Raw genomic sequence first — 23,482 nt, forward strand, 5'->3', positions numbered from 1 at the left:
AATCTCCGATCCGAGACTGCAACTACGACCGAGTGTAGTAAGCAAGTGCATGCTTGCAATAGACTGGGGGCATGAACCGTTCCGCCCGTTCTCAGGCCACCGCAGACGCGCTCCTCGACGCGGCGCTCGACCTGATCGGCGAATGCGGCCTGCGCGGCACGACCACGAGGGCGATCGCGGAGCGGGCAGGAGTCAACGAGGTGACGCTGTTTCGCAAGTTCGGTTCCAAGTCCAAACTGGTACGCGAGGCGATCTCGGCGCGGTTCGCGACCCTGACCGCCGACGCGATCACGCACACCGGCGATCTCGAGGCCGACCTGGTTCGACTGACGTCGGCCTATCACGCCGCGCTCGAGGGCTTCGGCCCTGTCGCACGGGCGGTGCTGACGGAGGTGCCGTTCGACGAGGAGGTGGCGGTGGCGCTGGAGGGGCTCCGCGCTGTCATCGAGGCGATCGGCGGGCTGCTGCGGACCTACCAGGCTGAAGGCCTGCTCGCTGAGGAGCCCCTGGAGACCCAGATCCCCGCACTGCTGGGGCCCATCGTGATGCCGATCGTCACCGGCGGCTACGCGCTGGTCCCCTCGCTGGGCGAGGCCCCGTTCGACGCCGCGCGCCACGTCGACCGCTTCCTGCACGGCCACGCGAAGACCGACTAGGCGTCTCCCCTTCTCAGCGTGGACCGGTCATGTCGCCGGGGATCACCCACGCGTCGAAGTCCGCCCCGTCGACACCGTTGGCGAGCGCCGAGTCCCGCAGCGAGGTGCCCTCGCGGTGCGCCTGCTTGGCGATCTTGGCCGCCATGTCGTAGCCGATGTGCGGATTCAGCGCCGTGACCAGCATCAGGTTCGAGTCGAGATTGGCCTGGATCCGCGGCCGGTTCGGCTCGATGCCCACGGCGCAGTGGTCGGTGAACGACACGCACGCGTCGGAGATCAGCCGGATCGACTCGAGCACGGCGTGCGCCATCACGGGCTTGAACACGTTGAGTTGGAAGTTGCCCTGGCTGCCGGAGAAGCCGACGGTGACGTCGTTGCCGAAGACCCGCGCCACGACCATTGTCATCGCCTCGGACTGCGTCGGGTTGACCTTGCCCGGCATGATCGAGCTCCCCGGCTCGTTCTCCGGGATCGTGATCTCGCCGATGCCGTTGCGGGGGCCGCTCGCGTACCAGCGCACGTCGTTGGCGATCTTCATGAGGGCGCCCGCGAGCACGCGAAGCGCGCCGCTGACCTCGACGAGTGAGTCGTGCGCGCTGAGCGCGGCGAAGAGGTTGTCGGCCTGACGGAACTCGAGTCCCGTCTCCTCGCTGATCTTGACGGCCGCGAGGGCACCGAAGCCGGGGTTCGCGTTGAGCCCGGTGCCGACGGCGGTCCCGCCGATGGCGAGGTCGCGGGCCCTCTGATCCGCCGCCTTGACCCCCTCGATCGCGAAGTCGAGTTGTGCGACCCAACCGCCGATCACCTGGCCGAGCCGCACGGGCGTGGCGTCCTGCAGGTGGGTGCGGCCGACCATCACGACGTCGTCGAACTCTGCGGCCTTGGCGGCGAGCACGTCCCGCAGCCGTGCGACGCTCGCGTAGAGGCGCGCGTTCAGTTCGGAGACCACCGCGATGTGCATCGCCGTGGGGAAGGTGTCGTTGGACGACTGGCCGCGGTTGACGTCGTCATTGGGGTGCACGGGGGTCTTGGATCCGAGCTCACCGCCCGCCAGTTCGATGGCGCGGTTCGAGATGACCTCGTTGGTGTTCATGTTCGACTGGGTTCCAGAGCCTGTCTGGAACACCACGAGGGGGAAGTGCCCGTCGAGGTCGCCGGCGATCACCTCGTCGGCGGCGCGCACGATGAGGTCGGCGCGGTCGGAGGGGAGCTCACCCAGGTCGGCGTTGGCCTGCGCCGCGGCCTTCTTCAGCACCCCGAGGGCGCGGATCATGTCGCGGCCCCACACGAACGTGTCGCGGCCGATGTCGAAGTTGTGGAGGCTGCGCTCGGTCTGCGCGCCCCAGTACCGGTCGTCGGCGACCTGTACGTCGCCCATGGAGTCCTTTTCGGTGCGGTAACCCATGGGCCGACGCTACCCCGGAACGGACATCTCCGGGCAGAAAAAGGCCCGGCCCGCTGCTCTTGGGGGGCGGCAGCGGACCGGGCGGTTCAGTGGGGCTCCTCTCGCAGGAGCACTTGAAATACGCTACCAGCCGGGGGCGGCCGGTAGCCAATTCTGGTCTTACCCAACAACCTCGTAGTTGACGGTGATCACGCCGGCGGAGGTGCCGCCGATGGCCTTCATGGCGGCCGTCGAGAGATCGAGGCAGCGACCGGAGATGTAGGGACCGCGGTCGTTGATCCTCACGACGACGGACTTGCCGTTCTTGGGGTTCGTGACCTTGACGCGGGTCCCGAACTTGTAGGTCTTGTGGGCGGCCGTCAGGTCGTTGGGGTTGAAGCGCTCACCGTTGGCGGTCATCTGACCCTGCCAGTAGTAGGACGCCTTGCAGCTCGCGCCTGTGGCTGGGGTGAGGTCGCTCGAGCTGGAGCTGGAGGACTTGTCGTCGCTCGAGGAGCTGCTCGACGAGGACGAGGACGAAGACGACGAGGAGGGCTTCGGCTTGGGGGTCTCAATGACCTTGGTGCCGACCTGGGTGACCTCGGTGACGGGCTTAGTGTCGACCTTGGTCTCCTTCAGCGTCGAAGAGACGAGCTTGCCGTCGTTGTAGACGTCGGTGTAGGTCTCGGTGGCCTTGCCCTTGACTCCCTCGGTGGAGACCTTTGTCTTGCCCTTCTCAAGCTTGTCGCTCTTGACGGATGACTTCTCGAAGGGAATCTCCTTGGCCTTGGTCGAGGTCTTGACCTCGACCTTCACGAAGGAGATCTTCAGGCCGTCGGTCAGCGTGGTGTCCGCGGCGGGCGTGAGCTTGTCGTCGGCGTCGGGCTTGATGCCCTGCTCGTCGAGGACGTCCTGCACGGTGCCCGCCATGCGTACCGGGTTGGCGGCGCCCGCGACTGTCAGGCTGACGTCCTTCGCGGTGGCGATGTCGAGGTCAAGGCCCTCGCGGCCGATGCCTGCGGAGCGGGTGGCAGACAGCTTGGAGTCGGCCTCGTCGAGACGCAACTGCTGCAGCGCCTCGCCGACGTTGCGGGCAGTCGTCCAGACGGTGCGCTCCTCCCCGTCGACGGTCAGGGTGAGGGGGCGACCGTAGGACACGGAGATGGCCATGCCGTCGGTGATCGTCGTATCAGCGGCCGGGAGCACGACGTCGTGGTCGCTCAGCGTGATGCCCTCGAGGTTCAGCACCTCCTGCACGGTGCGCTCTCGCACCGCGATGGCGCTGCTCGCGCCGTCGACCGTCAGCGTCACGTCGTTCTTGTGCAGGGCGGTCGCAACTGCTGCGCCGCCAACTACGGCAAGTGCGACGCCACCGGCGATCGCGGGGATGAGGACCTTTGCCATCTTCGAATGCTCCAGGAAGGGTGTCTCGCAGCCGGACAGTTCCGGATACAGGCAACAGCCTAAGGCGTTCCTGAGGAATTCCCAAATGAAAACTTAAGATTCTCAGGATATCTTTCGACGGGTTCACTCCAGGCGGAACCGGAGGCGCGACGCGGGCGCCCCACCGCCGCTGCCTCCGCGGCGCCCGGGCGCGGGTCGAGACGGCGCGACCCCGGCCCGGAATCCGGGTCGGGGTCGTGACGTGTTGGTGGCTCAGGCCTCGACGACGGCGTAGTCGCCCGCCTCCTTGACGGCCTCGATGATGGCGTCGAACGGGATCCGCTCGTCGGACTCGACGGCCATGGCGCCCCCCTCGAGGCTCACCTTGACGTCGTTGACGCCGTCGATCTCCGAGACCTCCTCGGTGACATGGTTGACGCAGTTGCCACAGGTCATGCCCGTGACGGTGTAGTTGGTGATCATCTGTTCTCCTTGCTACTTCACCAGGCGCTTGATGGCCTGCATCGCTTCCTCGAGTTTCTCATCGGCCTCCGCCCCACCCTTGCGCGCGGCGTCTGCGACGCAGTGCTCCAGATGGTCCTCGAGCAGGCCGAGCGAGACGGCCTTGAGGGCGCTCGTCACGGCGGCGACCTGCGTGAGGATGTCGATGCAGTACTGGTCGTTCTCGACCATCCTCGCGATGCCGCGCGCCTGCCCCTCGATCAGCTTCAGGCGGCGCAGATAGCTCGCCTTCTCGGCCGTGTAGCCATGCGTCGAATGACACGTCTGATCAACTGCCTCGGTCATGGGAACCTCCTGACGCCCAAATATACCCCCCTGGGGTACTGGACCCAAGGCAGGCCTCCGACCCGCTCGAGGCAACGACCGGCCGAACCGGATCAGCGACGGACGGCGACTCCCGCGAGCCCCGCCCCGAACGCCGACGGGGCGGGCGCCGCGCGAGCGCCGCACCGGAAGTTATCAACATCCCACGCACATGCGCTGTGGATAACTCGACTCTTTTGTCCCGCACGTTGGGCGATTCGGTGCCGCGACTCCGCTCATACCACGAACAGGGCGGCCACGTCCAACCGGGGCCATTTTGCGGCTCCAGTCCTTGTGGGCGGCGTTTCGAGAGGTTAAGCACCAGAGCCGAGGGGCGGCGACGCGAGCCCTCCCGACGGCCGCGGCGACCCGCGAAATCGACTGCCGGGCGATTTGTGGACAAATACCCACCTTGATCGTCGATTCCATGAATATAACGATTTGATAACGGGCATTTGACGCTCAGCGAACAGGGTCATCCACATGCCCCCATCGGCACAGTCCGAGTTATCCACACTCCGTCCACAACTCGTCCCCAGGGTTGCACACAGGGCGCCGGACGGATCTGTCGCACCGGTGACCTAACCTAAGTGCTGCCATCGAAGATTCCGCCAGGAGGTGCAGTGACCCAAGCTGCCGTGTACGACGATCGTGAGCTCGACCGCACACCTCCCCAGGATCTGGCGGCGGAGCAGAGCGTGCTCGGCGCCATGCTGATGTCGAAGGACGCCATCTCGGACGCCGTCGAGGTGCTCCGTGGGGTCGACTTCTACCGTCCCAACCACGAGACCATCTTCGACGCCATCGTCAACCTGTACGGCCGCGGTGAGCCGGCCGATCCGATCACGGTGGCGGGCGAGCTTGGCAAGTCGGGTCAGTTGGCGAAGGTCGGCGGCACCATCTATCTTCACGACCTGCTCTCGAGCGTCTCGATCGCGGCCAACGCGCCGTACTACGCAGAGATCGTGCGCGACAAGGCCGTGCTTCGCCGCCTCGTGAACGCGTCGATCCGCATCGCCCAGCTTGGCTACCAGGGTCAGGGCGAGGTCGACAAGATCGTCGACGAGGCGCAGCAGACGCTCTTCGAGGTCACCGAGAAGAAGGCCTCCGAGGACTACAAGTCGCTGCGTGAGCTGATCGAGCCGACGTTCGACGAGATCGAGTCCATCCAGAACTCCGGCGACGGACTCTCAGGAGTCCCGACCGGTTTCACGGACCTCGACCGGCTCACCAACGGCTTCCACGGCGGCCAGATGATCATCGTCGCGGCCCGCCCGGGCGTCGGCAAGTCGACCTTCGCGCTCGACATCTGCCGCAGCGCGGCCATCCATCACAACCTGACGGCCGCGTTCTTCTCGCTCGAGATGAGCCGCACCGAGATCGTGATGAAGGTCCTCAGCGCCGAGGCGTCCATTCCGCTGAACCGGATCCGCGGCGGTGGCGCCAAGATGGACGAGAGCGACTGGCAGCGCATCACTGACAAGGCCGCCATCCTCGGCGAGAAGAGCTTCTTCATCGACGACTCCCCCAACCTCACGATGATGGAGATCCGGGCAAAGGCCCGCCGCCTGAAGCAGCGCAACGACCTGCAGTTGCTCGCGATCGACTACATCCAGCTGATGAGCTCCGGCAAGAAGGTCGAGTCGCGCCAGTTGGAGGTCTCCGAGTTCTCCCGTCAGATCAAGCTGCTGGCGAAGGAACTCGAGATCCCCGTCATCGCGTTGTCGCAGTTGTCGCGTAACACCGAGCAGCGCAAGGACGGCATCCCGCAGCTTTCGGACCTTCGAGAGTCGGGCTCGCTCGAGCAGGACGCCGACATGGTGATCATGCTGCACCGCCCGGAGATGTACTCGCAGAACCCGACCGACGACGAGCGCGGCCTGGCGACCTTCCACATCCCGAAGCACCGTAACGGCGAGACCGGCAAGATCGACGCGCTGTTCCAGGGCCACTACAGCCGCTTCACCAACGCCCCCATCTGAGGCTTCCGCTGGCTTAGGCTGGTGCGCAGGGACGTCGGGCCAGCGTCCCCCGGATGCGCAGGAGGCCGCCATGATCCCCTTCGACACCGCGGAGAACTGGGCCTACGTCGACGCCCTGACCGCCCGCTGGTTCCCTCCGCCGCAAGGCCCCGCCGCGCCGGCCGACCTGTCGACCGTCGAGGCGAGGCTGACCGCCGTGGTCCCCGGTGCGCTCTCGCCCGCCCTCGCCGAGTTGGCCACCAGGGCCGCGCGCGACGACGTGTGGAACGTGCAGGACCGCCTCCTACCGAGCGACAGATGGGCCTTCTGGAAGGACCGGCTCGTGATCGGGGAGGAGGCGCAGGGCGTCACGCAGTGGGGCATCGACCTGCAACACCTCACGGACCCCGACCCTCCCGTCGAGTACGTGGATCTGGACACCGACGAGTGGGAGGACGAGTTCGGGCGGGTCTCGGAGTTCGCGATCGTGTGGGTGCTGCTTGCGGTCAAGTTCTCGCCCGCTGACCTGCGTCGCTCCAACGGTCAGGTCGAGGACGACCCCCTCAACCGCTTCCGGGCCGCGCATCAACCGTTGCCGCTCGGTGCGACCTGGCCGGCCGACCCGACCATGTTCTACCCGCTGGACGACGCGCTCCTGGAGGTCGACGGCGACACCTGGGCCTGGCTCACGGCCCGCGACGACGCGGCTTTCGACGCCGCCACCGAGAGATTGACGGGCTTCGGCATCACGCTCGATCCCTTCTGAGCCGCCGGTAGTCGCTGGGGCTGAGGCCGAACTCGCGGCGGAACGCCGTCGACAGCGCGAAGCCGCTCCCGTAGCCGACCTCACCCGCGATGGCGTCGAGCGGGAGCGCGCCGTCGGCGACCAGGTCCGCGGCGATGGCCAGGCGCCACGACCTGAGGTAGGCCATCACGGGTCGCCCGACGACGGAGGTGAACCGGGCGCTTGCCAGTGCGCGCGACGCGTGCGCCGCGGCCGCGAGCGTCGCGACGGTGTGGCCGTCGGCGGGCGCCTCGTGGATGCGCGCCAGCATCGGGCCGACCACGGGGTCGTCGGGTGCGGCGAGCCAGCGGGCCGCCGCCCGATTCTTGGCGGCCCACCCGCGAACGCTCTGGACGAGGAGCACTCCCACCAGCGAGGTGAGCAGCCCCTCGTGGCCGACGCCGCCGCCCGAGAGTTCGGCGGCCAGCAGGTCGGCGGACGCCCCGCCCATCGGGGCGGCGACGATGGCGCGGGGAAGCACGGCGTCCAGGGCCCGCGCGGAGGCGCCGTGGTCGGTGTAGACGCCGATCAGGAACTCGGTCCCACACGCTCCTGGCATCCCCCACGACCTGACGCCGCGGCGCCAGACCAGTTCGAGCGACTCCCCCGCGACGGTCTCGCAGCGCTGCTGCTCGTTGATCCGGATGGTCACCGGCGCGCCCTCGTCGCTCAGCACCCGGAAGGGCTCGGGCCCGCGCACGACGGCGACCTGGCCCGCGTCGACCCGCTGGCCCTCCACGATGAGTCGGCCTGCCGTGACGGCGATCACCGTCAGGCTTGACCGGTCCTCGACCGAAAGTCCCCATCGACCGGCGAGGTGGACGCGCAGGCAGGTGGGTGCGACGGCGCGAGGGCCGAGCACGAACCGCGACAGGGGATCCATCCGTCCACCCTAGACGCCTGCGCATGATTCTCAGCGCCTCAACCATTCTTTCCGTCCACCGAAGACGGCAGGCTCGTCGTGTCCGAAGGAGTCACATGCAGCCCCACCTCCCCGTCACCGTCCTGGCGGCCACGGCCGCCGCCGCCACGTCCGGGATCTATCTGGCCTTCACCTCGATGGTGCTTCCCGCCCTGGCCGTTCGTCAGCCAGACGACGCGGTCGCGACCATGCGGGCGATCAACCGGGCCGCGGTCCGGGCGCCGTTCATGTCGCTGTTCTTCGGCGGCGCGATCGCCGCGGTCGCGGCAGGGGCGCTGTCTCTGGGTCATGGCTCCACGATCGGCGCGGTGGGCGCTGCCCTCTCCCTTGCCAGTCACGTCGTCACCGTGGCGTCGAATGTGCCTCTGAACAACGCCCTCGAACGCGACCCTTCCGCTTCGTGGCAGGAGTACTCGCGGCGTTGGGGAACCTCCAACGCGCTGCGGGCCGCGTTGTCGGCCGCCGGCGCCGCCTGCCTGGCCGCCGGCCTCGTGGGGCAGCCCTGAAGGATCGGCGGTCCGGTTCCGATCGGTCGGCACGGTGCTATAGGTTGCGTTCATGACCTCTCCCCTGTTGGAACGCGCCCGCTACGGCACCAAGCCAGGCAAGGCCGATCACTTCCTGGGGTTCTGGCTGTCGCTGGTGATCGAGGGCCGCGGCTATGTGCGCGCCTCGGACGCCCGGCGCGCCAGGAAGACGATCGACGCGTTCGTCGCTGACACCGCGCCTGCCCTCGCAGAGGCGGGGCCGGAGGCGTACTTCGGCGAACTGCTCGACGCGGCGCGGCTGTACTTCGGCACCACGCTGACCGACCCCGCCTACTCGTCGACGCTTTTCGGGCTCAAGCGGATCTCGAATGAGGAACTGCACGGCAAGATCGCCAACGAGGCGGCCTCGGCCCTGCAGGTCATCATCGACTCCAACCTCGAGACGGACACGGCGCGCCGGCTGCCCCAGTTGTGGGTCGAGGGCTACCTGGAGGCCATCCCCAACGGCGCGGACGAGTTGCGTCGAGCCCTGGCGAAGCGGCCCTCGGCGTTCGACGCCGTCGGGCACCTGCTCGACCCGTTGGCGTGACCGGGGACGTCGAGGCTGTCCGCTCGGCGGTCATCACCTGGTTCGCGGACCATGCGAGGGCGCTGCCGTGGCGCGACGCGGCGACGACGCCCTGGGGTGTGCTTGTCAGCGAGATCATGCTGCAGCAGACGCCCGCGGCCCGCGTCGAGGCTCCGTGGCGGGACTGGATGCTTCGCTGGCCGACGCCCCGCGACCTGGCAGAGGCCCCAATGGACGAGGTGTTGAGGGCGTGGGGTCGGCTCGGCTACCCGCGGCGGGCGCTGCGACTGCGCGAGGCGGCGGCCACGATCGTCGACCTGCACGGCGGGGTCGTCCCGGACGACGAGTCAGCCCTCCTTGCGCTCCCTGGGGTCGGCGCCTACACCGCTGCGGCGGTGCGGGCGTTCGCGTTCGGAAGGCGGTCTTTGGTGCTCGACGTGAACGTCCGCCGGGTGCTGGCGCGAGTGGCCGACGGCGTCGAGCATCCGGCGCGGCACGAGACCGCGGCGGAGCGTCGGGCGGCGATGGCGTGGGTGCCGGACGGCGACGCGGAGGCCGCCGCCTGGTCGGCCGCCGCGATGGAGTTGGGCGCGACGGTCTGCACGGCCCGCTCTCCCGAGTGCAGGGCCTGCCCGGTGGCCGGGCAGTGCGCCTGGCTTGCTGCGGGTCGTCCCGCGTGGCAGGGCCCGGCGCGGGTCGCCCAGCCGTGGGAGGGGACCGACCGGCAGTGCAGGGGTCGCATCATGGGCGCCCTGCGCGGGTCTCGCGAACCGGTGCCGCTCGCTGAGTTCGCCTGGTCCGACGAGGACCAGTTGGCCCGCTGCGTCGCGTCGTTGGTCTCCGACGGGCTGGCGGTCGCCACGCCCGCCGGGCTGAGCCTGCCCCGCTAGCCCTCGCGAGCGGCGTTCGTCGAGCCTGTCGAGACGTCCGAAACCCGCTCGGCGCACCGACCGTTCGTCGAGCCTGTCGAGACGTCCGAAACACGCTCGGCGCACGGACCCTTCGACCAGCTCAGGGAACGGCACCACGACAAGCTCAGGGACCGGCCTACCGTTCGTCGAGCTTGTCGAGACGTCCGAAACACGCTCGGCGCACCGACCGTTCGTCGAGCCTGTCGAGACTTCCGAAACCACCAACCTCCCCGAACCCACGGACCCTTCGACGGGCTCAGGGAACGGCCCACCGATCGTCGAGCCTGTCGAGACGTCCGAAACCCGCTCGGCGCACGGACCCTTCGACGAGCTCAGGGAACAGCACCACGACAGGCTCAGGGAACGACCCACCGTTCGTCGAGCCTGTCGAGACGTCCGAAGCACGCTCGGCGCACGGACCCTTCGACGAGCTCAGGGAGCGGCACCACGACAGGCTCAGGGAACGACCCACCGTTCGTCGAGCTTGTCGAGACGTCCGAAACCACCAACCTCCCCCGAACCCACGGACCCTTCGACGAGCTCAGGGAACGGCCCACCGATCGTCGAGCCTGTCGAGACGTCCGAAACCCGCTCGGCGCACGGACCCTTCGACAAGCTCAGGGAACGGCACCACGACAGGCTCCGGGGCGCCGGCCCACCGTTCGTCGAGCCTGTCGAGACGTCCGAAACACGCTCGGCGCACGGACCCTTCGACAAGCTCAGGGAACGGCACCACGACAGGCTCAGGGGCACCGGCCCACCGGCCGTCGAGCCTGTCGACGCGCGTCGCCGCGCTACCCGGGGCAGGCGGTTCTGGACCACCGCGACCGGGTCGAGGGTTACGCGGAGAGTTCCAAACCGGGGGTGGCTCGTTACGATGGCACCATGCGCTTCGAGGTGGATGCCATCCTTTTCGACATCGACGGGACGCTGGTCGACTCGACCGCCGTCGTCGAACGGACCTGGCGGTTGTGGTGCGACGTGCACGACGTGGACGTCGACGAACTGCTGAGCGTCAGCCACGGCAGGCGCAGCGAGGACACCATCGCCGACTTCCTGCCCCCCGAGCGGATCCCCGAGTCGCTGGCCTTCCTCGACTCGCTCGAGGAGGACGACCTCAGCGACGTCGTGGCCCTCCCCGCCACCGGAGACCTGCTCGCCTCGCTTCCCCTGGACAGGTGGGCGGTCGTGACGTCGGGGAACCGGTCGCTGATGCAGGCACGACTCAGGACCGCAGGGCTTCCGATCCCGCCCGTGATGGTGACCGCCGAGGACGTCTCCAACGGCAAGCCCGACCCGCAGTGCTACCTGCTCGCGGCCGAGCGCCTCGGCTTCACGCCCGGGCGCTGCCTGGTGGTGGAGGACGCGCCTGCAGGCATCCACGCCGGCCTGGCCGCCGGGGGCCCGGTGCTTGGCGTCGCGACCTCGCACCCGGCCGACGCGGTAGCCGACGCGACGGCAGTGGTCACCGACCTCACCTCCGTGACGGTCGCCGTCACCCCGGAGGGCCTGGTCGTCGAGACCTCCTAGCGACGCCGCCGCCCGGCGAATGCGGTGGTCGGGTCACGAGTCAGCCGGCCACGGCGCCGCGCGGGGCGTACATGATGATCCCGACGCCGACCAGGCAGATCAGTGCGCCGACGACGTCCCAGCGATCCGGGCGGAAGCCGTCTGCAACCATGCCCCACAGCAGCGAGCCCACGATGAACACGCCCCCGTAGGCCGCAAGGATGCGGCCGAAGTTCGCGTCCGGCTGCAGCGTCGCGACGGCCCCGTAGAGGCCAAGCGCGATCACTCCCCCGCCGATCCACACCCAGCCGCGGTGCTCGCGGATGCCCTGCCACACGAGCCAGGCGCCGCCGATCTCCAGCAGGGCCGCGGCCACGAACAGCGCGGCGGAGCGCAGGGTCAGCACCGGGCTACTGCTGACGGCGGACCCGGCCGCCGCACAGGATCCAGTAGCCGAAGAAGCCGATCAGGATCGCGACGAGCACGCCGAGGTTCGAGTACGCCCAGGCGCCCTCCTTGCCCCCCAGCGGGCCGAGCAGGTAGCCCTGCCACTTGGTGAAGTCGGCCATCGTGTTGGTGACCAGTCCCCAGCCGATGATCGAGCCGACCACCATCAGGGTCACCGCGACCCAGTTGACGGACCCGTAGATGCCGCGGGAGTCGAAGAGCGCCTCGTCGTGGTACCCCTGGCGTCGCAGCATCAGGTCCGCGAGGAAGATGCCGACCCACACCGCGAGCGGCACCCCGAGCGTGATCAGGAAGCCCTGGAAGGGGCCGATGAAGTTGGTCGCGACCCACACGGCATAGATGGTGCCGATGACCATCAGGACGCCGTCGAGCGCCGCCGCCTGCCAGCGCTTGACGGGCAGGCCGAGCGCGAGCAGCGTAAGGCCAGAGGAGTAGATGTCGAGCACCGCGCCGCCGACGAGGCCGAGGATCGCGACGATGACGAACGGGATCAGGAACCACAGCGGCAGGATCTGGGTGAGCGCGCCGATCGGGTCGAGGTTGACCGCTTCGCTGAGCTTGGGGTCAGAGCCGGCCAGGAAGAGACCGTAGATGACAAGGACGATGGGGGCGACCGACGCGCCGAACGTCGTCCAGCCGACCACGCCGACGCTTGAGGAGGAGCGCGGCAGGTACCGGGAGTAGTCGGAGGCCGAGTTGGCCCAGGAGAGGCCGAAGCCGGTGATCGCGAGCACGAGGGCCCCGAGCACCGCCTGGAACGGTCCGGACGGGATCGCCGTGACGGCCGCGACGTCGATGTGCTGGATGGTCAGCGCGATGTAGATCACCGTCAGGATCGCGGTGGCCCAGGTGATCCACGTCTGGACCTTCATGATCGCGTCGAAGCCGAGGATGCCCGCCGCGACGATGATGGCGGCGATGATCAGGAAGGAGACGATCAGCGACACGTTGCCAGAGGCCCAGCCGAGCCTGCCAAGAACCGTGTTGGTGGCCTTCGTGGCGAGGGTCACGAGCACGATCTCCCAGCCGACCAGGATCAGGTACCCGATCACCGACGGCAGCGCGTTGCCGTGCACGCCGAACGCGGCGCGCGACAGGATCATGGTGGGCGCAGACCCGACCTTTCCCGCCAGCGAGGAGAAGCCGACGAGCAGGAACGACGCGATGACGCCGATCACGCCCGCGATGGTCGCCTGCCAGAAGGAGATCCCGAACCCGAGGAACCACACGCCGTAGGGGATCGCCAGGATGGAGATGTTGGCGGCGAACCAGGGCATGAACAGGTCGCTGGGCTTTCCCTTGCGCTCGTCCTCAGCGATCACATTGATGCCGTTGACCTCGATGGAGGTCGCGGAGTTTTCGGTCATGGTCGGCTCCTTTCTGGGGCACAAACCTAGACCCCCCAGGGTGACCTGGGAAGGATTTGCGCATCGGGGCGACGCGCGCCGCCCGCACCAGCCCCGCCTGACAGGCCCACGGCTTAGGATCGGGACATGATCCAAGCAGTCGTGTTTGACCTCGGCGAGGTTCTCGCCTCACCTCCCTCACTGCTGCCGGGGCACGCCGCACGGCTCGGCGTCGAGGAGTCGGCCCTGCGTGCGCACTACTGGGACGGTCGGCCGGACTACGACGCCGGCTCCTCCGACGCGGACTACTGGGGGCCGCTCCTGGAGCGCCTCGGAGTGGACGCGACGCCGGAACTGATCGACGACACGGCAAGGTACGACGCGAGTTGCTGGAGCGAACTGCGCGCGACCGCCCGACAGTTGCTGCGCGACGTGCGGGGTGCGGGGACCACCGTCGCGATCCTGTCGAACGCGCCGGTCGCCATGAAGGTCGCAGCGGACACCGCGCCTTGGCGCGAGGACGTGCACCACCTGTTCATCTCGGGAACGCTCGGCGTCGTGAAGCCCGACCACGACATCTACCGTCACGTCGAGCGGAGGCTCGGGCTGGAGGGCCGCGAGATCGCCTTCGTAGACGACCGGCTACCCAACGTCGAGGCGGCCGCCGAACTCGGCTGGCAGGCCCACCATTGGGTCAGCGACGCCGACACGCGCGTCTGGCTGGTCGGCCTCGGCGTCATCTGACGCGTCGGGGGCGTTGATTGAGCCAGCCGCGGCGACGCAGTCGCCCGCCGCTGCGTCGAAATCCTCGCGAGGCCGGACAGGGACACCGGTCCGACCGAACTCGGGACCCGCTCGTCGAGCCTGTCGAGACGTCCGAAACCGCGAATCAACCGGCCAGCCCGGCGCGCCTCCCGGCCGCTGAACGGGTACCGCGGTCAGGTGCCGGTTGGTTTCGACGCGACACGCGCGGGGCTCCGCCCCGACGGTCGGCTCAACCAGCGGCCGTTGATTGAGCCAGCCGCGGCGACGCAGTCGCCCGCCGCTGCGTCGAAATCCACGCGAGGCCGGACACGGACTGGAGTCCCGCTGCTGGGCACAGGAGGTTTCGACCGAAGAAGTCCGCTGACGCGTCCTTCTTGGCTCAACCAGCGGCTCCGCCCCGACGGTCGGCTCAACCAGCGGCCGTTGATTGAGCCAGCCGCGGCGACGCAGTCGCCCGCCGCTGCGTCGAAATCCACGCGAGGCCGGACACGGACTGGAATCCCGCTGCCGGGCGCAGGAGGTTTCGACCGAAGAAGTCCGCTGACGCGTCCTTCTTGGCTCAACCAGCGGCTCCGCCCCGACGGTCGGCTCAACCCGCAGGCCTCAGCCGCGCGGCGTGGTCTCCACCAACTCGCCGAAGGCGATCAACCGGTTGTCGGTGTGGAACACCTCGGCGCAGGCGATCAGCGTCAGCAGCTTGGACCCTGGGACCTGCTCCGGCTCGAAGCCGCCGTCGGGGTTCTTGGGGAGCGGGTCGAGCACCCACCCGGCCTGGCTCGTCACCTCGAGCGAGTCGCCGCCGTTGATGAGGCCGTAGGTGTAGGTCGCCTCGCGGGTCTCGACGATGATCTGGTCGCCCTTCTCCAGCTTCGGCATGTTCCGGAAGGGCTCTCCGTGCGTGACCCGGTGCCCGGCGACGGCGAAGTTGCCCTCCTGGCCCGGGGCGGCGGTGTCGTCGAAGTGGCCGAGGCCCTCGCCAAGCACCTTGTCGCCGGTGCCCTCGAGCACCGGGATGATGTAGTCGTCCCCGAAGCGCGGGATGCGGATCAGGGCGACCACGTCCTCGCCGACCATGACGGGGGTGTCCCCGTGCCGCTGACCTCACCGCTCCACTGCTTCTCGACCTCCTGGACGATCCGCTTGTGCGCCTGCCAGGAACCGAGGTTGGTGCCCCACTGTTCCCATGCCGCGTAACCGAGCACGCTGAGCGCGCCGAGCACCAGGACGATGCCCAGCCAGAAGGTGCCTCGACGCCTGCCCTTCTGAGGGCTTGTGCTATCGGCTCGGGTGGCGGAAGACATGGCGCCATTGTTCCTCACGCTCAACATTCCTCCAAGCCAGCGCCGAAAAGGGAACCGCCCCGGGGGTTGGTTTCCCAAACCCCGGGGCGGAACTTCACTCACCGTGGTGAGTCAGGCGATCAGCCTCAGCTGTGCGTCCGGCGACGGCCGCGCAGCACGAGGACTCCACCAGCGAGCAGCGCCGCGAAGGCGACCACCAGCAGACCCACGGTGACCGTGCTACCAACGTTGGGCAGCGGCGGCTTCGGCGGGTTCACCGGCGCCGGGGGCACGTTGTGCTCCGTCTCGACCGGCGGGGGCGTGATCGTCGGGACGCCTGGAGGCGTGGCCGACGACTCGGCGTGGTTGTTCACCTTCGTCGCAGGAGCGTCCGAGTTGACCGTCACCGCGTAGGTGATGACGACCTTCTGGCCGACCTGCAGGACACCCTTCCACGACATCGTCGTGCCGGTGAGGGTCGGGGCCGCCGCGGCGGTCTCGTTCCCATCGGCGTCGACGATCTTCGCGACGGGGGCACCGGACAGCGTGGTGACGTTGAGCACCTTCGACAGATCGTCGGTGACCACGACCGGGTCGAGCACCGTGGCGCCCGTGTTGGTACCGGTCAGGGTGTAGGTGATCTTCTCGCCACGGTTCACGGTCGAGCCCGACTTGGGGTCGGAGGTCTTGGTGAACGTGTAGCCCGGGATCGGGTGCTCCGTCGTCACTTCCGGAGGAGTGATCGGCGGGCCAACCGGCGGCGTCGCGGTCGACGACGCACGGTTGTTGATGATCTTGCCTTCCTGACCCTCGTTGACCTTCACCTTGTAGGTGATGACGACCTGCTCGCCCTTCTGGAGCGTGCCCGTCCAGGTGAGCTTGGTGCCGTCGAGCGTCGGCTTGGCAGCCTCGGACTCGCCGTCGGAGGTCACGATGGTCGCGACCGGGTCGCCCTGCAGCGTGGCGTGGGCGGTGACGTTGGCCAGGTCGTCGTTGATGACGACCGGGTCGAGCACCGTCTCGCCGAAGTTGCTGCCGGTGAGGGTGTAGGTGATCGTGTCGCCCGCGACGACCGTGGAGCCCGAGACGGGATCTGCGGTCTTGTTGAAGGTGTAACCCGGGGTCGGGTGCCAGACCTCAACATCGGGAGGCGTGATCGGGGGAAGGCCCGGAGGCGTCGCCGACGAGGACGCGTGGTTGTTCACGATGACGCCCTCGGCGTCGTCGTTCAGCGTCACCGTGTAAGTGATGACGACCTTCTGGCCGACCTCGAGCTTGCCCGTCCACGAGATCTTGGTGCCCTCAACGGTGGGCTGCGGAACATCGTCCACGCCCTCGATGGTGGCGACCGGGTTGACGGTCAGCTTGGCGTTGTTGAGCACCTTCGACATGTCGTCGTTGATGACGACGGGGTCGAGCACGGTCTTGCCCGTGTTGTTGCCCGTCACCGTGTAGGTGATCGTGTCGCCCGGGTTCACCGCGGTGCCCGACTCGGGGTCGGAGGTCTTGGTGAACTCGTAGTTCGGCGTCGGGTGCTCCGTGGTCACGTCCGGAGGCGTGATCGGCGGCTCACCCGGGGGCGTCGCCTCGGACGAAGCGTGGTTGTTCACCACGACGCCCTTGGCATCGTCGTTCAGCGTCACCGTGTAGGTGATGACGACCAACTGGCCGACCTCCAGCTTGCCCGTCCACGTCACCTTGGTGCCGTCGACCACCGGCTGCGGAACGGAGTCCGCACCCTCGATGGTGGCAACGGGCTGGACGGTGAGGGCGGCGTTGTCGAGCACCTTCGACAGGTCGTCGTTGATGACGACCGGGTCGAGGATGGTCGCGCCGGTGTTCTCGCCGGTCAGCGTGTAGGTGATGGTCATGCCGGGGTTCACCGCGGTGCCGGACACGGGGTCCGACGTCTTGGTGAAGTCGTAGCCGGGGACCGGGTGCTCCGTGGTCACGTCCGGAGGCGTGATCGGCGGGCCAGTCGGGGGCGTCGCCTCGGACGATGCGTGGTTGTTGATCACCACGGCGCCCTTGTCGGTGCCCTCATTGACCTTGACGGTGTAGGTGATGACGACCTTCTGGCCGACCTCAAGCTTGCCCGTCCACGTCACCTTGGTGCCGTCGACCACCGGCTGCGGAACGGAGTCCGCACCCTCGATGGTGGCAACGGGCTGGACCGTCATCGCGGCGTTGTTGAGCACCTTCGACAGGTCGTCGTTGATGACGACCGGGTCGAGCACCGTCGCGCCGGTGTTGGTACCGGTCAGCGTGTAGGTGATGGTGCCGCCGGGCTGAACGGTGGTACCCGAGACCGGATCCGACGTCTTGGTGAAGTCGTAGCCGGGGACCGGGTGCTCGGTGGTCACGTCAGGGGGCGTGATCGGCGGGCCGGTCGGGGGCGTCGCGCTGGACGACGCGTGGTTGTTCACCACGACGGCATCCTTGTCGGCGCCCTCGTTGATCGTCACCGTGTAGGTGATGACGACCTTCTCGCCGATGGCGAGCTTGCCGGTCCACGCAACCTTGGTGCCGTCGACGGTGGGGGCGGTCGCGGGGGTCTCCGCGCCGTCCTTGTCGATGATGACCGCTGCCGGGGCGGTGGTCATGGTCGCGTTGTCGAGCACCTTCGACAGGTCGTCGTTGACGACGACCGGGTCGAGGGCGGTGGCGCCGGTGTTGGTACCGGTCAGGGTGTAGGTGATCGTGTCACCGGGGTTGACGAGCGAGCCGCTCTTGGGGTCGGCCGACTTGGTGAAGTCGTAGCCCGGGATCGGGTGCTCGGTCGTCACCTCCGGGGGCGTGATCGGGGGCGTCGTCGGCGGGGTCGCCGTCGAGTTCGCCTTGTTGTTGATCGTCTTGCCCTCGAAGCCCGCCTTCACCGTGACGGTGTAGGTGATCTTCACGGACTCACCAACGGCCAACTTGCCGTTCCAGACGAGCTTGCCGTCGGTCACGGTCGGAGCCGTGGCCGGCGTCTCAGCGCCGTCCTTGACGATCACAGCGGCCGGGGCCGTCGTGATGTCAGCGAACGCAACCACATTGGTCAGGTCGTCGTTGACGACGACCGGATCGAGCGCGGTTGCGCCGGTGTTGGTACCGGTCAGCGTGTAGGTGATGGTGTCATCGGCCTGCACCGAGGTGCCGCTCGCCGGATTGGCCGACTTGGTGAAGTCGTAGCCCGGGATCGGGTGCTCGGTCGTCACCTCCGGGGGCGTGATCGGGGGCGTCGTCGGCGGGGTCGCCGTCGAGTTCGCCTTGTTGTTGATCGTCTTGCCCTCGAAGCCCGCCTTCACCGTGACGGTGTAGGTGATCTTCACGGACTCACCAACGGCCAACTTGCCGTTCCAGACGAGCTTGCCGTCGGTCACGGTCGGAGCCGTGGCCGGCGTCTCAGCGCCGTCCTTGACGATCACAGCGGCCGGGGCCGTCGTGATGTCAGCGAACGCAACCACATTGGTCAGGTCGTCGTTGACGACGACCGGATCGAGCGCGGTTGCGCCGGTGTTGGTACCGGTCAGCGTGTAGGTGATGGTGTCACCCTTCACCACGTCCGTGCCCGACTTGGGATCGGCCGTCTTCGTGAACGTGTACCCCGGGATGGGGTGCTCGGTCACGACCTCCGGGGGCGTGATCGGCGGATCGTACGGCGGGGTCGCCGTCGAGTTCGCCTTGTTGTTGACGATCTTGCCCTCGTGCCCCTCGCCCACCGTGATGGTGTACTTCAGGGTCACGGTCTCGCCGGGCTTCAGGTTGCCGGTCCAGGTGAGGGTCGTGCCGTCGACGGTCGGGGCGGCTGCTGCCGTGGTCCCGATGGTCGCGGTCGGGGCCCCGGTCAGGGCGTTGCCCTCGGCGTAGGCGAGGACCTCGGCCAGGTCGTCGGTGATCTCGACGGCCAGCGGGGTCTTGCCGGTGTTCTTGCCGACGACCGTGTAGGTGATCGTGTCACCCTTCACCACGTCGGTGCCCGATGCAGGATCGGCCGTCTTCGTGAACTCGTACCCGGGGACGGCCTTGAGGGCCATGTCGAGGGTGAAGTTCGTGAAGCCGTCGGTCGTGCCGGGGGTGACGGGCATGTTGCCGGTGTTGTCGTTCAGCGGCTCATTGCCGGTGATCGTCGAACCGTTGACGGTGGCAGACAGGTGGATGTTGCCGGTCTTCATGCCGCCTTCGAACGGGGCACCGTTGTGGTCGTCGCCCTCGTTCTTGTCGGTGTTCGGATCGGCCTGGTACCCGACGGTCTGCGCGACGTAGCCCGCAAGCTTGCCGCCTGCGGCGAACTCCGCCGCGGGGATGACCGCGTAGTAGTCGCCCTCGGGCAGGTCGTTGATAACCCAGCGTCCGTCCTTGTTCGTCGTGACGCTCCCCGCGAGGGTGCCGTCAGCCTTGTACACGTCGACCTTGACACCCTCCGGTGCCGTGGTGTCGACGCCCGGGGTGAGCTTGCCGTCGTTGTTGGCGTCGAACCAGATCAGGTCACCGAGCGAGAAGCCGACGACGCGAACCATGACCTGGTTGGAGGTCAGAACCTGGTAGACGCCGGTCGCCTCGTTCTTGAAGGTGTCGCTGAACGCCGTGAAACGGTTGACGTAGAGGTCGCCCGCAGCGTTGTCAGCCTGGTTCATCTTGAACTTGAACTGCAGACCCGACTTGACGCCGGTGCCGGCGAAGTCGAGGCCCTGGGCCGCGACGAACTTCCAGGCGGTCGCGTCCGTGGTGAACGTGGTCGACCAGATGGACGGGTCGGTGTCCGCGTTCAGGTCCTGCGGAACGAGCTTGGGATCGATCGTCGTGTAGTAGAAGGTGCCTGTCGCCGGCGTGGTGCCGTCGAACCAGAACACCTGCGGGGGTGCGTCCAGCTTCGTGGTTCCAGCGAAGTCGGATGCCGGGTTGCGGTTGACGTTGGCATCGTTGGTCGCGTCGCCGTTGTACGGCAGGACGTCGATGATCGTCGGTGCGGCGACCCGAAGGGTCTCACCGAAGTTGCGGACCTGAAGGGTGTAGACCTGGTCCTTGTCCTGCAGGTCGAGGACCTGGTCGACGGACTTCTTCAGTTGCAGCGAGCCCGGCTGGATCACTGTGACGGTGTGATCGTCGTAGTGCGCCGACTTGTAGTAGACGATGCCGTCGGCGCGGACCTCGGTCTTGTTGGTCAGCGAGGTGTTGTTCGGCAGCAGCGGATCGACGTGCGTGACGACCTTCAGCGGACCGAGCGGCTGGTTCGGCGTGCGCGTCCCCAGGTTCCACACCAGCGTCGTGGTGCCGTCAGGGTTGACCGTGTACGAACTCGGCGCGGTGTTGCCCGCGATGGCTGCGGTGGCGGCCGGGTCGTACTCGGCACCCTTGGGAAGGATGTCGGTCACGACGACGTTGTCCACCGGAGCCGGCGCGTCGCTCGCCGCGGACAGCGACGGGTCGATCTGCCAGATGACAGGCGTGCCTGCCTTCGCCGAACCCGTGTTGCCGATGGCCGAAGCGCCGGTCGCGTCCGCGCCGTTCACGGTGCCGTCGATCGTGTGCTTCGTGATCGCGAGGCGGGCGCGGACCAGGGTCCAGCGGTCGCCCATCGTGGAGCCGTTCTCCGACGCGACGGTCTTGCCGTCGGTGTTACCTGCACCCGGCAGGTAATCGTTGACGGGCTTCCAGTTGCCGAAGGTGTCCGACTTCAGGTTGGCGAAGTTCGCCGCCACCGTCAGCTCGGGGATCTCCTGGCCTGCGTGCGGGCCACCGTAGTAGGTGTTGCGCTGCTGCAGGCCGATCATCCACTGGAAGCTCGTGCTGTTGAGCTGCGTGTATCCGGGCTTGGTCTGCAGCCAGGCGGCGTTGACCCCGTCGATACCACCGGGGACGTCGGCCGGGTTGTCGTACCAGGTCACGTTCGGGTTGCCACAGGCGATGTTGGTGCCAGCGGCTGCCTTCTGGGTCGTCCAGGTGCCCTTCCACCGGTTGGTGGCCGAGTCGAAGCTCCCGTTGTTGGGGTCGTCCGACCCGTAGTCGACGTGGGCGTACTTGATGGTGACGTTGTCCTGGAACGCGGGCATCTTGGCCCGGTCGGGGTCCGCACGACCCTGCGGGATCTCGACGGCGGCCGAGTACAGGTCATTCCAGACCGGGCCCGTCGAGACGTTGTCACCCGGGATGTTCCTCAGGAGGTCGAGCTTCATCATCGACCCGTCCCAGACGTCGCACATCTGCAGGTTCTGGGTGTCCAGGGATATCTTGGCAGTGATCACGGAGGCGTAGGTCTGACCCGGCTGGACCTGACCCGCTCCGTCGCCCAGCGTATTGGCCGACTCGGGGAGGGCTGCGTTACGGAACAGCCACGTGCCGCGCGGGTTGGAGAGCACCTTGCCCCAGGAGCCGGGGCTGATGGTCAGCTCGGCGAGCGTGGGGCTCACGTTGTTGCTCTGCGTGTTGTTGGGCATCTTGTCGCATTTGGTGGCGGCGTCGGTGTTCGGGCCAGGCTGGCAGTAGCCGGGCTCATTGCCGGTGCCGTAGTTGCTGACCCCAGACAGGCCGGTCGGGTCGAAGTTGCCGACCCGGTTTCCGAGCTTCGCGGAGCCGATGCCGTTGCCCTCGATGCCGTCCATAGCGTCGATCGCCTCGTAGGGGATGAACACCTTGATGGCGTAGCTGGCCACGTAGAACTTGTTGGCGGGGAGCGGGTTGCCCTCAACGTTCTTGGTGGGATAGGTGGCGCCAGAGGCGTCGATGCCGCTGAGGGTGAACTCGTAGTTGCCGGTATCGGGATCGCCAACGCGTGAGAATGCACAGGTACCGGAGTCACGCACGGAGTCGTCAGCGGTGGTGTTGCCGTTGTTGGACTGGTTCCTGCCGCCGATCTTGCCGTACACGGTGGTCGGACCGGGGCCGACGGCCTGGTTGCCGGTGTTCGGCTGGCAGGAGGTGATCTCCCAGGGGAAATCGGGCTGCATCGTGGCCGCGCCATCGTTGCTGAGGCCCCAGAGGGAATCCTCGAACGTGACCGGCTGCTCGAAGGCCTCGACGCCGACCTTGCGGTCGGTGCTGATCTGCACGGAGTACAGGATCTCCCAGCCGAACTTGGTCACGCCGTTGACGTTCTTCTGCCCGAGTGGGTAGGTCCAGGGACGCTGCTTCTCGAGGTCGTAGCGCGGAACCGCGGTGATCTTGAAGGGGCCGAAGTCCTCGGGTCCGTCCGGACGCGCGGTGGTTACGCCGTCGCTGGTGGCCCCGTACGTGCGCACCGAGGTGTCGAACGAGGAGCCGTTCGGCGAGGCGCTGGTAACGAAGGCCTGCGTGGCGACCGTCTTCTGCGCGGTGTCCTCGCTGATGGTCCCAAGATCACACTTCAGGACCACCGAGGTGGTGCCGGCAGGCGGCGCGACTCGGGGCTGGAGGATGGTGCCGGATGGCAGTGCCGTAATGGTGCTGGTCGCTGCCACACAGGCTGTCGGGAGCTCACCGAAGGTGACGACCGCGCCGTCCTTGGGGGTCAGCGTCTGCTCGAACCACCCGTTGAAGGTCGAGCCGGTGTCCAGCTCCGCCTTCGACACGACGGACCAGTTGTAGTTGACGACGTCACCGTTACGGACGATGTCGTTGCCATTGCCCGAGTCGTTACCCGGGTCGTCGTTGGCGTCGAACGGGCCGGTGCCGGTGTAGATGGCCTTGCCGTCGTAGCCGTCGGGGTCGTTGAGTGCGATGACGTCGGTGGACCACGTGGGGTACACGAGCGCGTTCAGCTCAAGTGCGGTGGTGCCCTCCGGGATCGCTGCGGACACCGACTTCTGAGCGTTGCCGTTGCCAGCGACACGGGTGAAGTCGTTGTCTCCGCTGGTGGCCGTTGGCGCGATGTACGCGTTGTTGTTGACGCCGGCCGCGTCGATGGTCACGGTGTACGGACCAGGCCCTGCGTGGTCGCGTCCGCCGGAAGGAATGCCCAGTTGCCCTGCGCATCTGTCGTGACGCTCACACCGGGGATGGTCGCGTCGGATCCTTGCAGCGTCACCTTGACGCCCGCGAGCGGGGTGTCGTTGGTGCCGACCGGACCGGAGTCGATCGCGTCGTTCTTGTTCGAGTCGACGATGACCTTGCCGAACGCAAGATCACCTGGGGCCGCGTTGGCTGGCTGAGCCAGCCCCGCGGAAAAACCGCCAATGAGCCCGACGGCGATGGCGACATTGAGCCATCCCAGTCCGCGGCGCTTGTGCTTGGGGGCAGAGTCCCCCCGTTGATTTAGCACTAGTGTCCCTCCCT

At 67.7% G+C, this 23,482-nt stretch carries 19 protein-coding genes; 8 read left to right on the top strand and 11 right to left on the bottom strand.

All coding sequences use genetic code 11. The features are described 5' to 3' along the window. The first annotated feature begins 71 nt into the window (after positions 1 to 71). Positions 72 to 656 (top strand): TetR/AcrR family transcriptional regulator, encoded by a 585-nt coding sequence (locus BW730_RS18620; protein WP_077686509.1) that lies wholly within the window; start codon positions 72 to 74, stop codon positions 654 to 656. 13 nt (positions 657 to 669) lie between these two features. Here BW730_RS18620 and fumC read toward each other — a convergent pair whose 3' ends face one another. From fumC to BW730_RS12385, 4 genes are all read right to left on the bottom strand, one after another. Continuing rightward, positions 670 to 2,061: a class II fumarate hydratase gene (fumC, locus tag BW730_RS12370; RefSeq protein WP_077686510.1), complete on the bottom strand. Its 1,392-nt coding sequence runs from the start codon at positions 2,059 to 2,061 to the stop codon at positions 670 to 672. A gap of 159 nt (positions 2,062 to 2,220) precedes the next feature. Beyond that, positions 2,221 to 3,444: a septal ring lytic transglycosylase RlpA family protein gene (locus BW730_RS20065; RefSeq protein ID WP_077686511.1), complete on the bottom strand. Its 1,224-nt coding sequence runs from the start codon at positions 3,442 to 3,444 to the stop codon at positions 2,221 to 2,223. Positions 3,445 to 3,696: 252 nt separating this feature from the next. Next, positions 3,697 to 3,906, bottom strand: coding sequence for a heavy-metal-associated domain-containing protein (locus BW730_RS12380; protein WP_077686512.1), 210 nt, complete (start codon positions 3,904 to 3,906; stop codon positions 3,697 to 3,699). 12 nt (positions 3,907 to 3,918) lie between these two features. Continuing rightward, positions 3,919 to 4,230: a metal-sensitive transcriptional regulator gene (locus BW730_RS12385; protein ID WP_077686513.1), complete on the bottom strand. Its 312-nt coding sequence runs from the start codon at positions 4,228 to 4,230 to the stop codon at positions 3,919 to 3,921. Positions 4,231 to 4,871: 641 nt separating this feature from the next. Here BW730_RS12385 and dnaB point away from each other — a divergent pair. Then, positions 4,872 to 6,230: a replicative DNA helicase gene (dnaB, locus tag BW730_RS12390; RefSeq protein ID WP_077686514.1), complete on the top strand. Its 1,359-nt coding sequence runs from the start codon at positions 4,872 to 4,874 to the stop codon at positions 6,228 to 6,230. Positions 6,231 to 6,300: 70 nt separating this feature from the next. Beyond that, positions 6,301 to 6,975, top strand: a complete 675-nt coding sequence (locus BW730_RS12395; RefSeq protein ID WP_077686515.1) for a hypothetical protein — start codon at positions 6,301 to 6,303, stop codon at positions 6,973 to 6,975. Here BW730_RS12395 and BW730_RS12400 read toward each other — a convergent pair. Then, positions 6,956 to 7,876 (bottom strand): AraC family transcriptional regulator, encoded by a 921-nt coding sequence (locus tag BW730_RS12400; protein ID WP_077686516.1) that lies wholly within the window; start codon positions 7,874 to 7,876, stop codon positions 6,956 to 6,958. The genes BW730_RS12395 and BW730_RS12400 overlap by 20 nt on opposite strands. 95 nt (positions 7,877 to 7,971) lie before the next feature. On the opposite strand from BW730_RS12400, the gene BW730_RS12405 reads away from it, so the two are divergent. The 4 genes from BW730_RS12405 (at position 7,972) to BW730_RS12420 (ending at position 11,412) form a co-directional block, all read left to right on the top strand. Continuing rightward, positions 7,972 to 8,421, top strand: a complete 450-nt coding sequence (locus tag BW730_RS12405; RefSeq protein ID WP_077686517.1) for an anthrone oxygenase family protein — start codon at positions 7,972 to 7,974, stop codon at positions 8,419 to 8,421. A gap of 52 nt (positions 8,422 to 8,473) precedes the next feature. Then, positions 8,474 to 8,992 carry a DUF6553 family protein gene (locus tag BW730_RS12410; protein ID WP_077686518.1) on the top strand — a complete coding sequence of 173 codons (519 nt, stop codon included), beginning with the start codon at positions 8,474 to 8,476 and terminating at the stop codon, positions 8,990 to 8,992. Beyond that, entirely contained in the window at positions 8,989 to 9,861 is an 873-nt protein-coding gene (locus BW730_RS12415) for an HhH-GPD family protein (protein WP_077686519.1), read from the top strand. The genes BW730_RS12410 and BW730_RS12415 overlap by 4 nt, the downstream gene beginning before the upstream one ends. Before the next feature lie 906 nt (positions 9,862 to 10,767). Next, positions 10,768 to 11,412: an HAD family hydrolase gene (locus BW730_RS12420; RefSeq protein WP_077686520.1), complete on the top strand. Its 645-nt coding sequence runs from the start codon at positions 10,768 to 10,770 to the stop codon at positions 11,410 to 11,412. Between the two features lie 40 nt (positions 11,413 to 11,452). Here the strand turns inward: BW730_RS12420 and BW730_RS12425 are convergent, their stop codons facing one another. Beyond that, positions 11,453 to 11,797, bottom strand: coding sequence for a YnfA family protein (locus BW730_RS12425; protein ID WP_077686521.1), 345 nt, complete (start codon positions 11,795 to 11,797; stop codon positions 11,453 to 11,455). A gap of 4 nt (positions 11,798 to 11,801) precedes the next feature. After that, positions 11,802 to 13,226 (bottom strand): purine-cytosine permease family protein, encoded by a 1,425-nt coding sequence (locus BW730_RS12430; RefSeq protein ID WP_077686522.1) that lies wholly within the window; start codon positions 13,224 to 13,226, stop codon positions 11,802 to 11,804. 126 nt (positions 13,227 to 13,352) lie between these two features. Between BW730_RS12430 and BW730_RS12435 the strand changes: the two genes are divergently transcribed. Continuing rightward, positions 13,353 to 13,949 (top strand): HAD family hydrolase, encoded by a 597-nt coding sequence (locus tag BW730_RS12435; RefSeq protein ID WP_077686523.1) that lies wholly within the window; start codon positions 13,353 to 13,355, stop codon positions 13,947 to 13,949. Positions 13,950 to 14,573: 624 nt separating this feature from the next. Here BW730_RS12435 and BW730_RS12440 read toward each other — a convergent pair. From BW730_RS12440 to BW730_RS12455, 4 genes are all read right to left on the bottom strand, one after another. After that, positions 14,574 to 15,044: a sortase gene (locus BW730_RS12440; protein WP_077686524.1), complete on the bottom strand. Its 471-nt coding sequence runs from the start codon at positions 15,042 to 15,044 to the stop codon at positions 14,574 to 14,576. Beyond that, positions 15,017 to 15,271, bottom strand: coding sequence for a hypothetical protein (locus BW730_RS12445; protein WP_077686525.1), 255 nt, complete (start codon positions 15,269 to 15,271; stop codon positions 15,017 to 15,019). The genes BW730_RS12440 and BW730_RS12445 overlap by 28 nt, the downstream gene beginning before the upstream one ends. A gap of 125 nt (positions 15,272 to 15,396) precedes the next feature. After that, a complete protein-coding gene (locus BW730_RS12450) occupies positions 15,397 to 23,118 on the bottom strand; it encodes a DUF7927 domain-containing protein (protein ID WP_077686526.1) in 7,722 nt (2,573 codons plus the stop codon). Then, positions 23,115 to 23,468 carry a hypothetical protein gene (locus BW730_RS12455; RefSeq protein WP_077686527.1) on the bottom strand — a complete coding sequence of 118 codons (354 nt, stop codon included), beginning with the start codon at positions 23,466 to 23,468 and terminating at the stop codon, positions 23,115 to 23,117. The genes BW730_RS12450 and BW730_RS12455 overlap by 4 nt, the downstream gene beginning before the upstream one ends. Positions 23,469 to 23,482 lie beyond the last annotated feature (14 nt).

It is taken from the genome of Tessaracoccus aquimaris, from assembly GCF_001997345.1.
Classification (GTDB): domain Bacteria; phylum Actinomycetota; class Actinomycetes; order Propionibacteriales; family Propionibacteriaceae; genus Arachnia; species Arachnia aquimaris.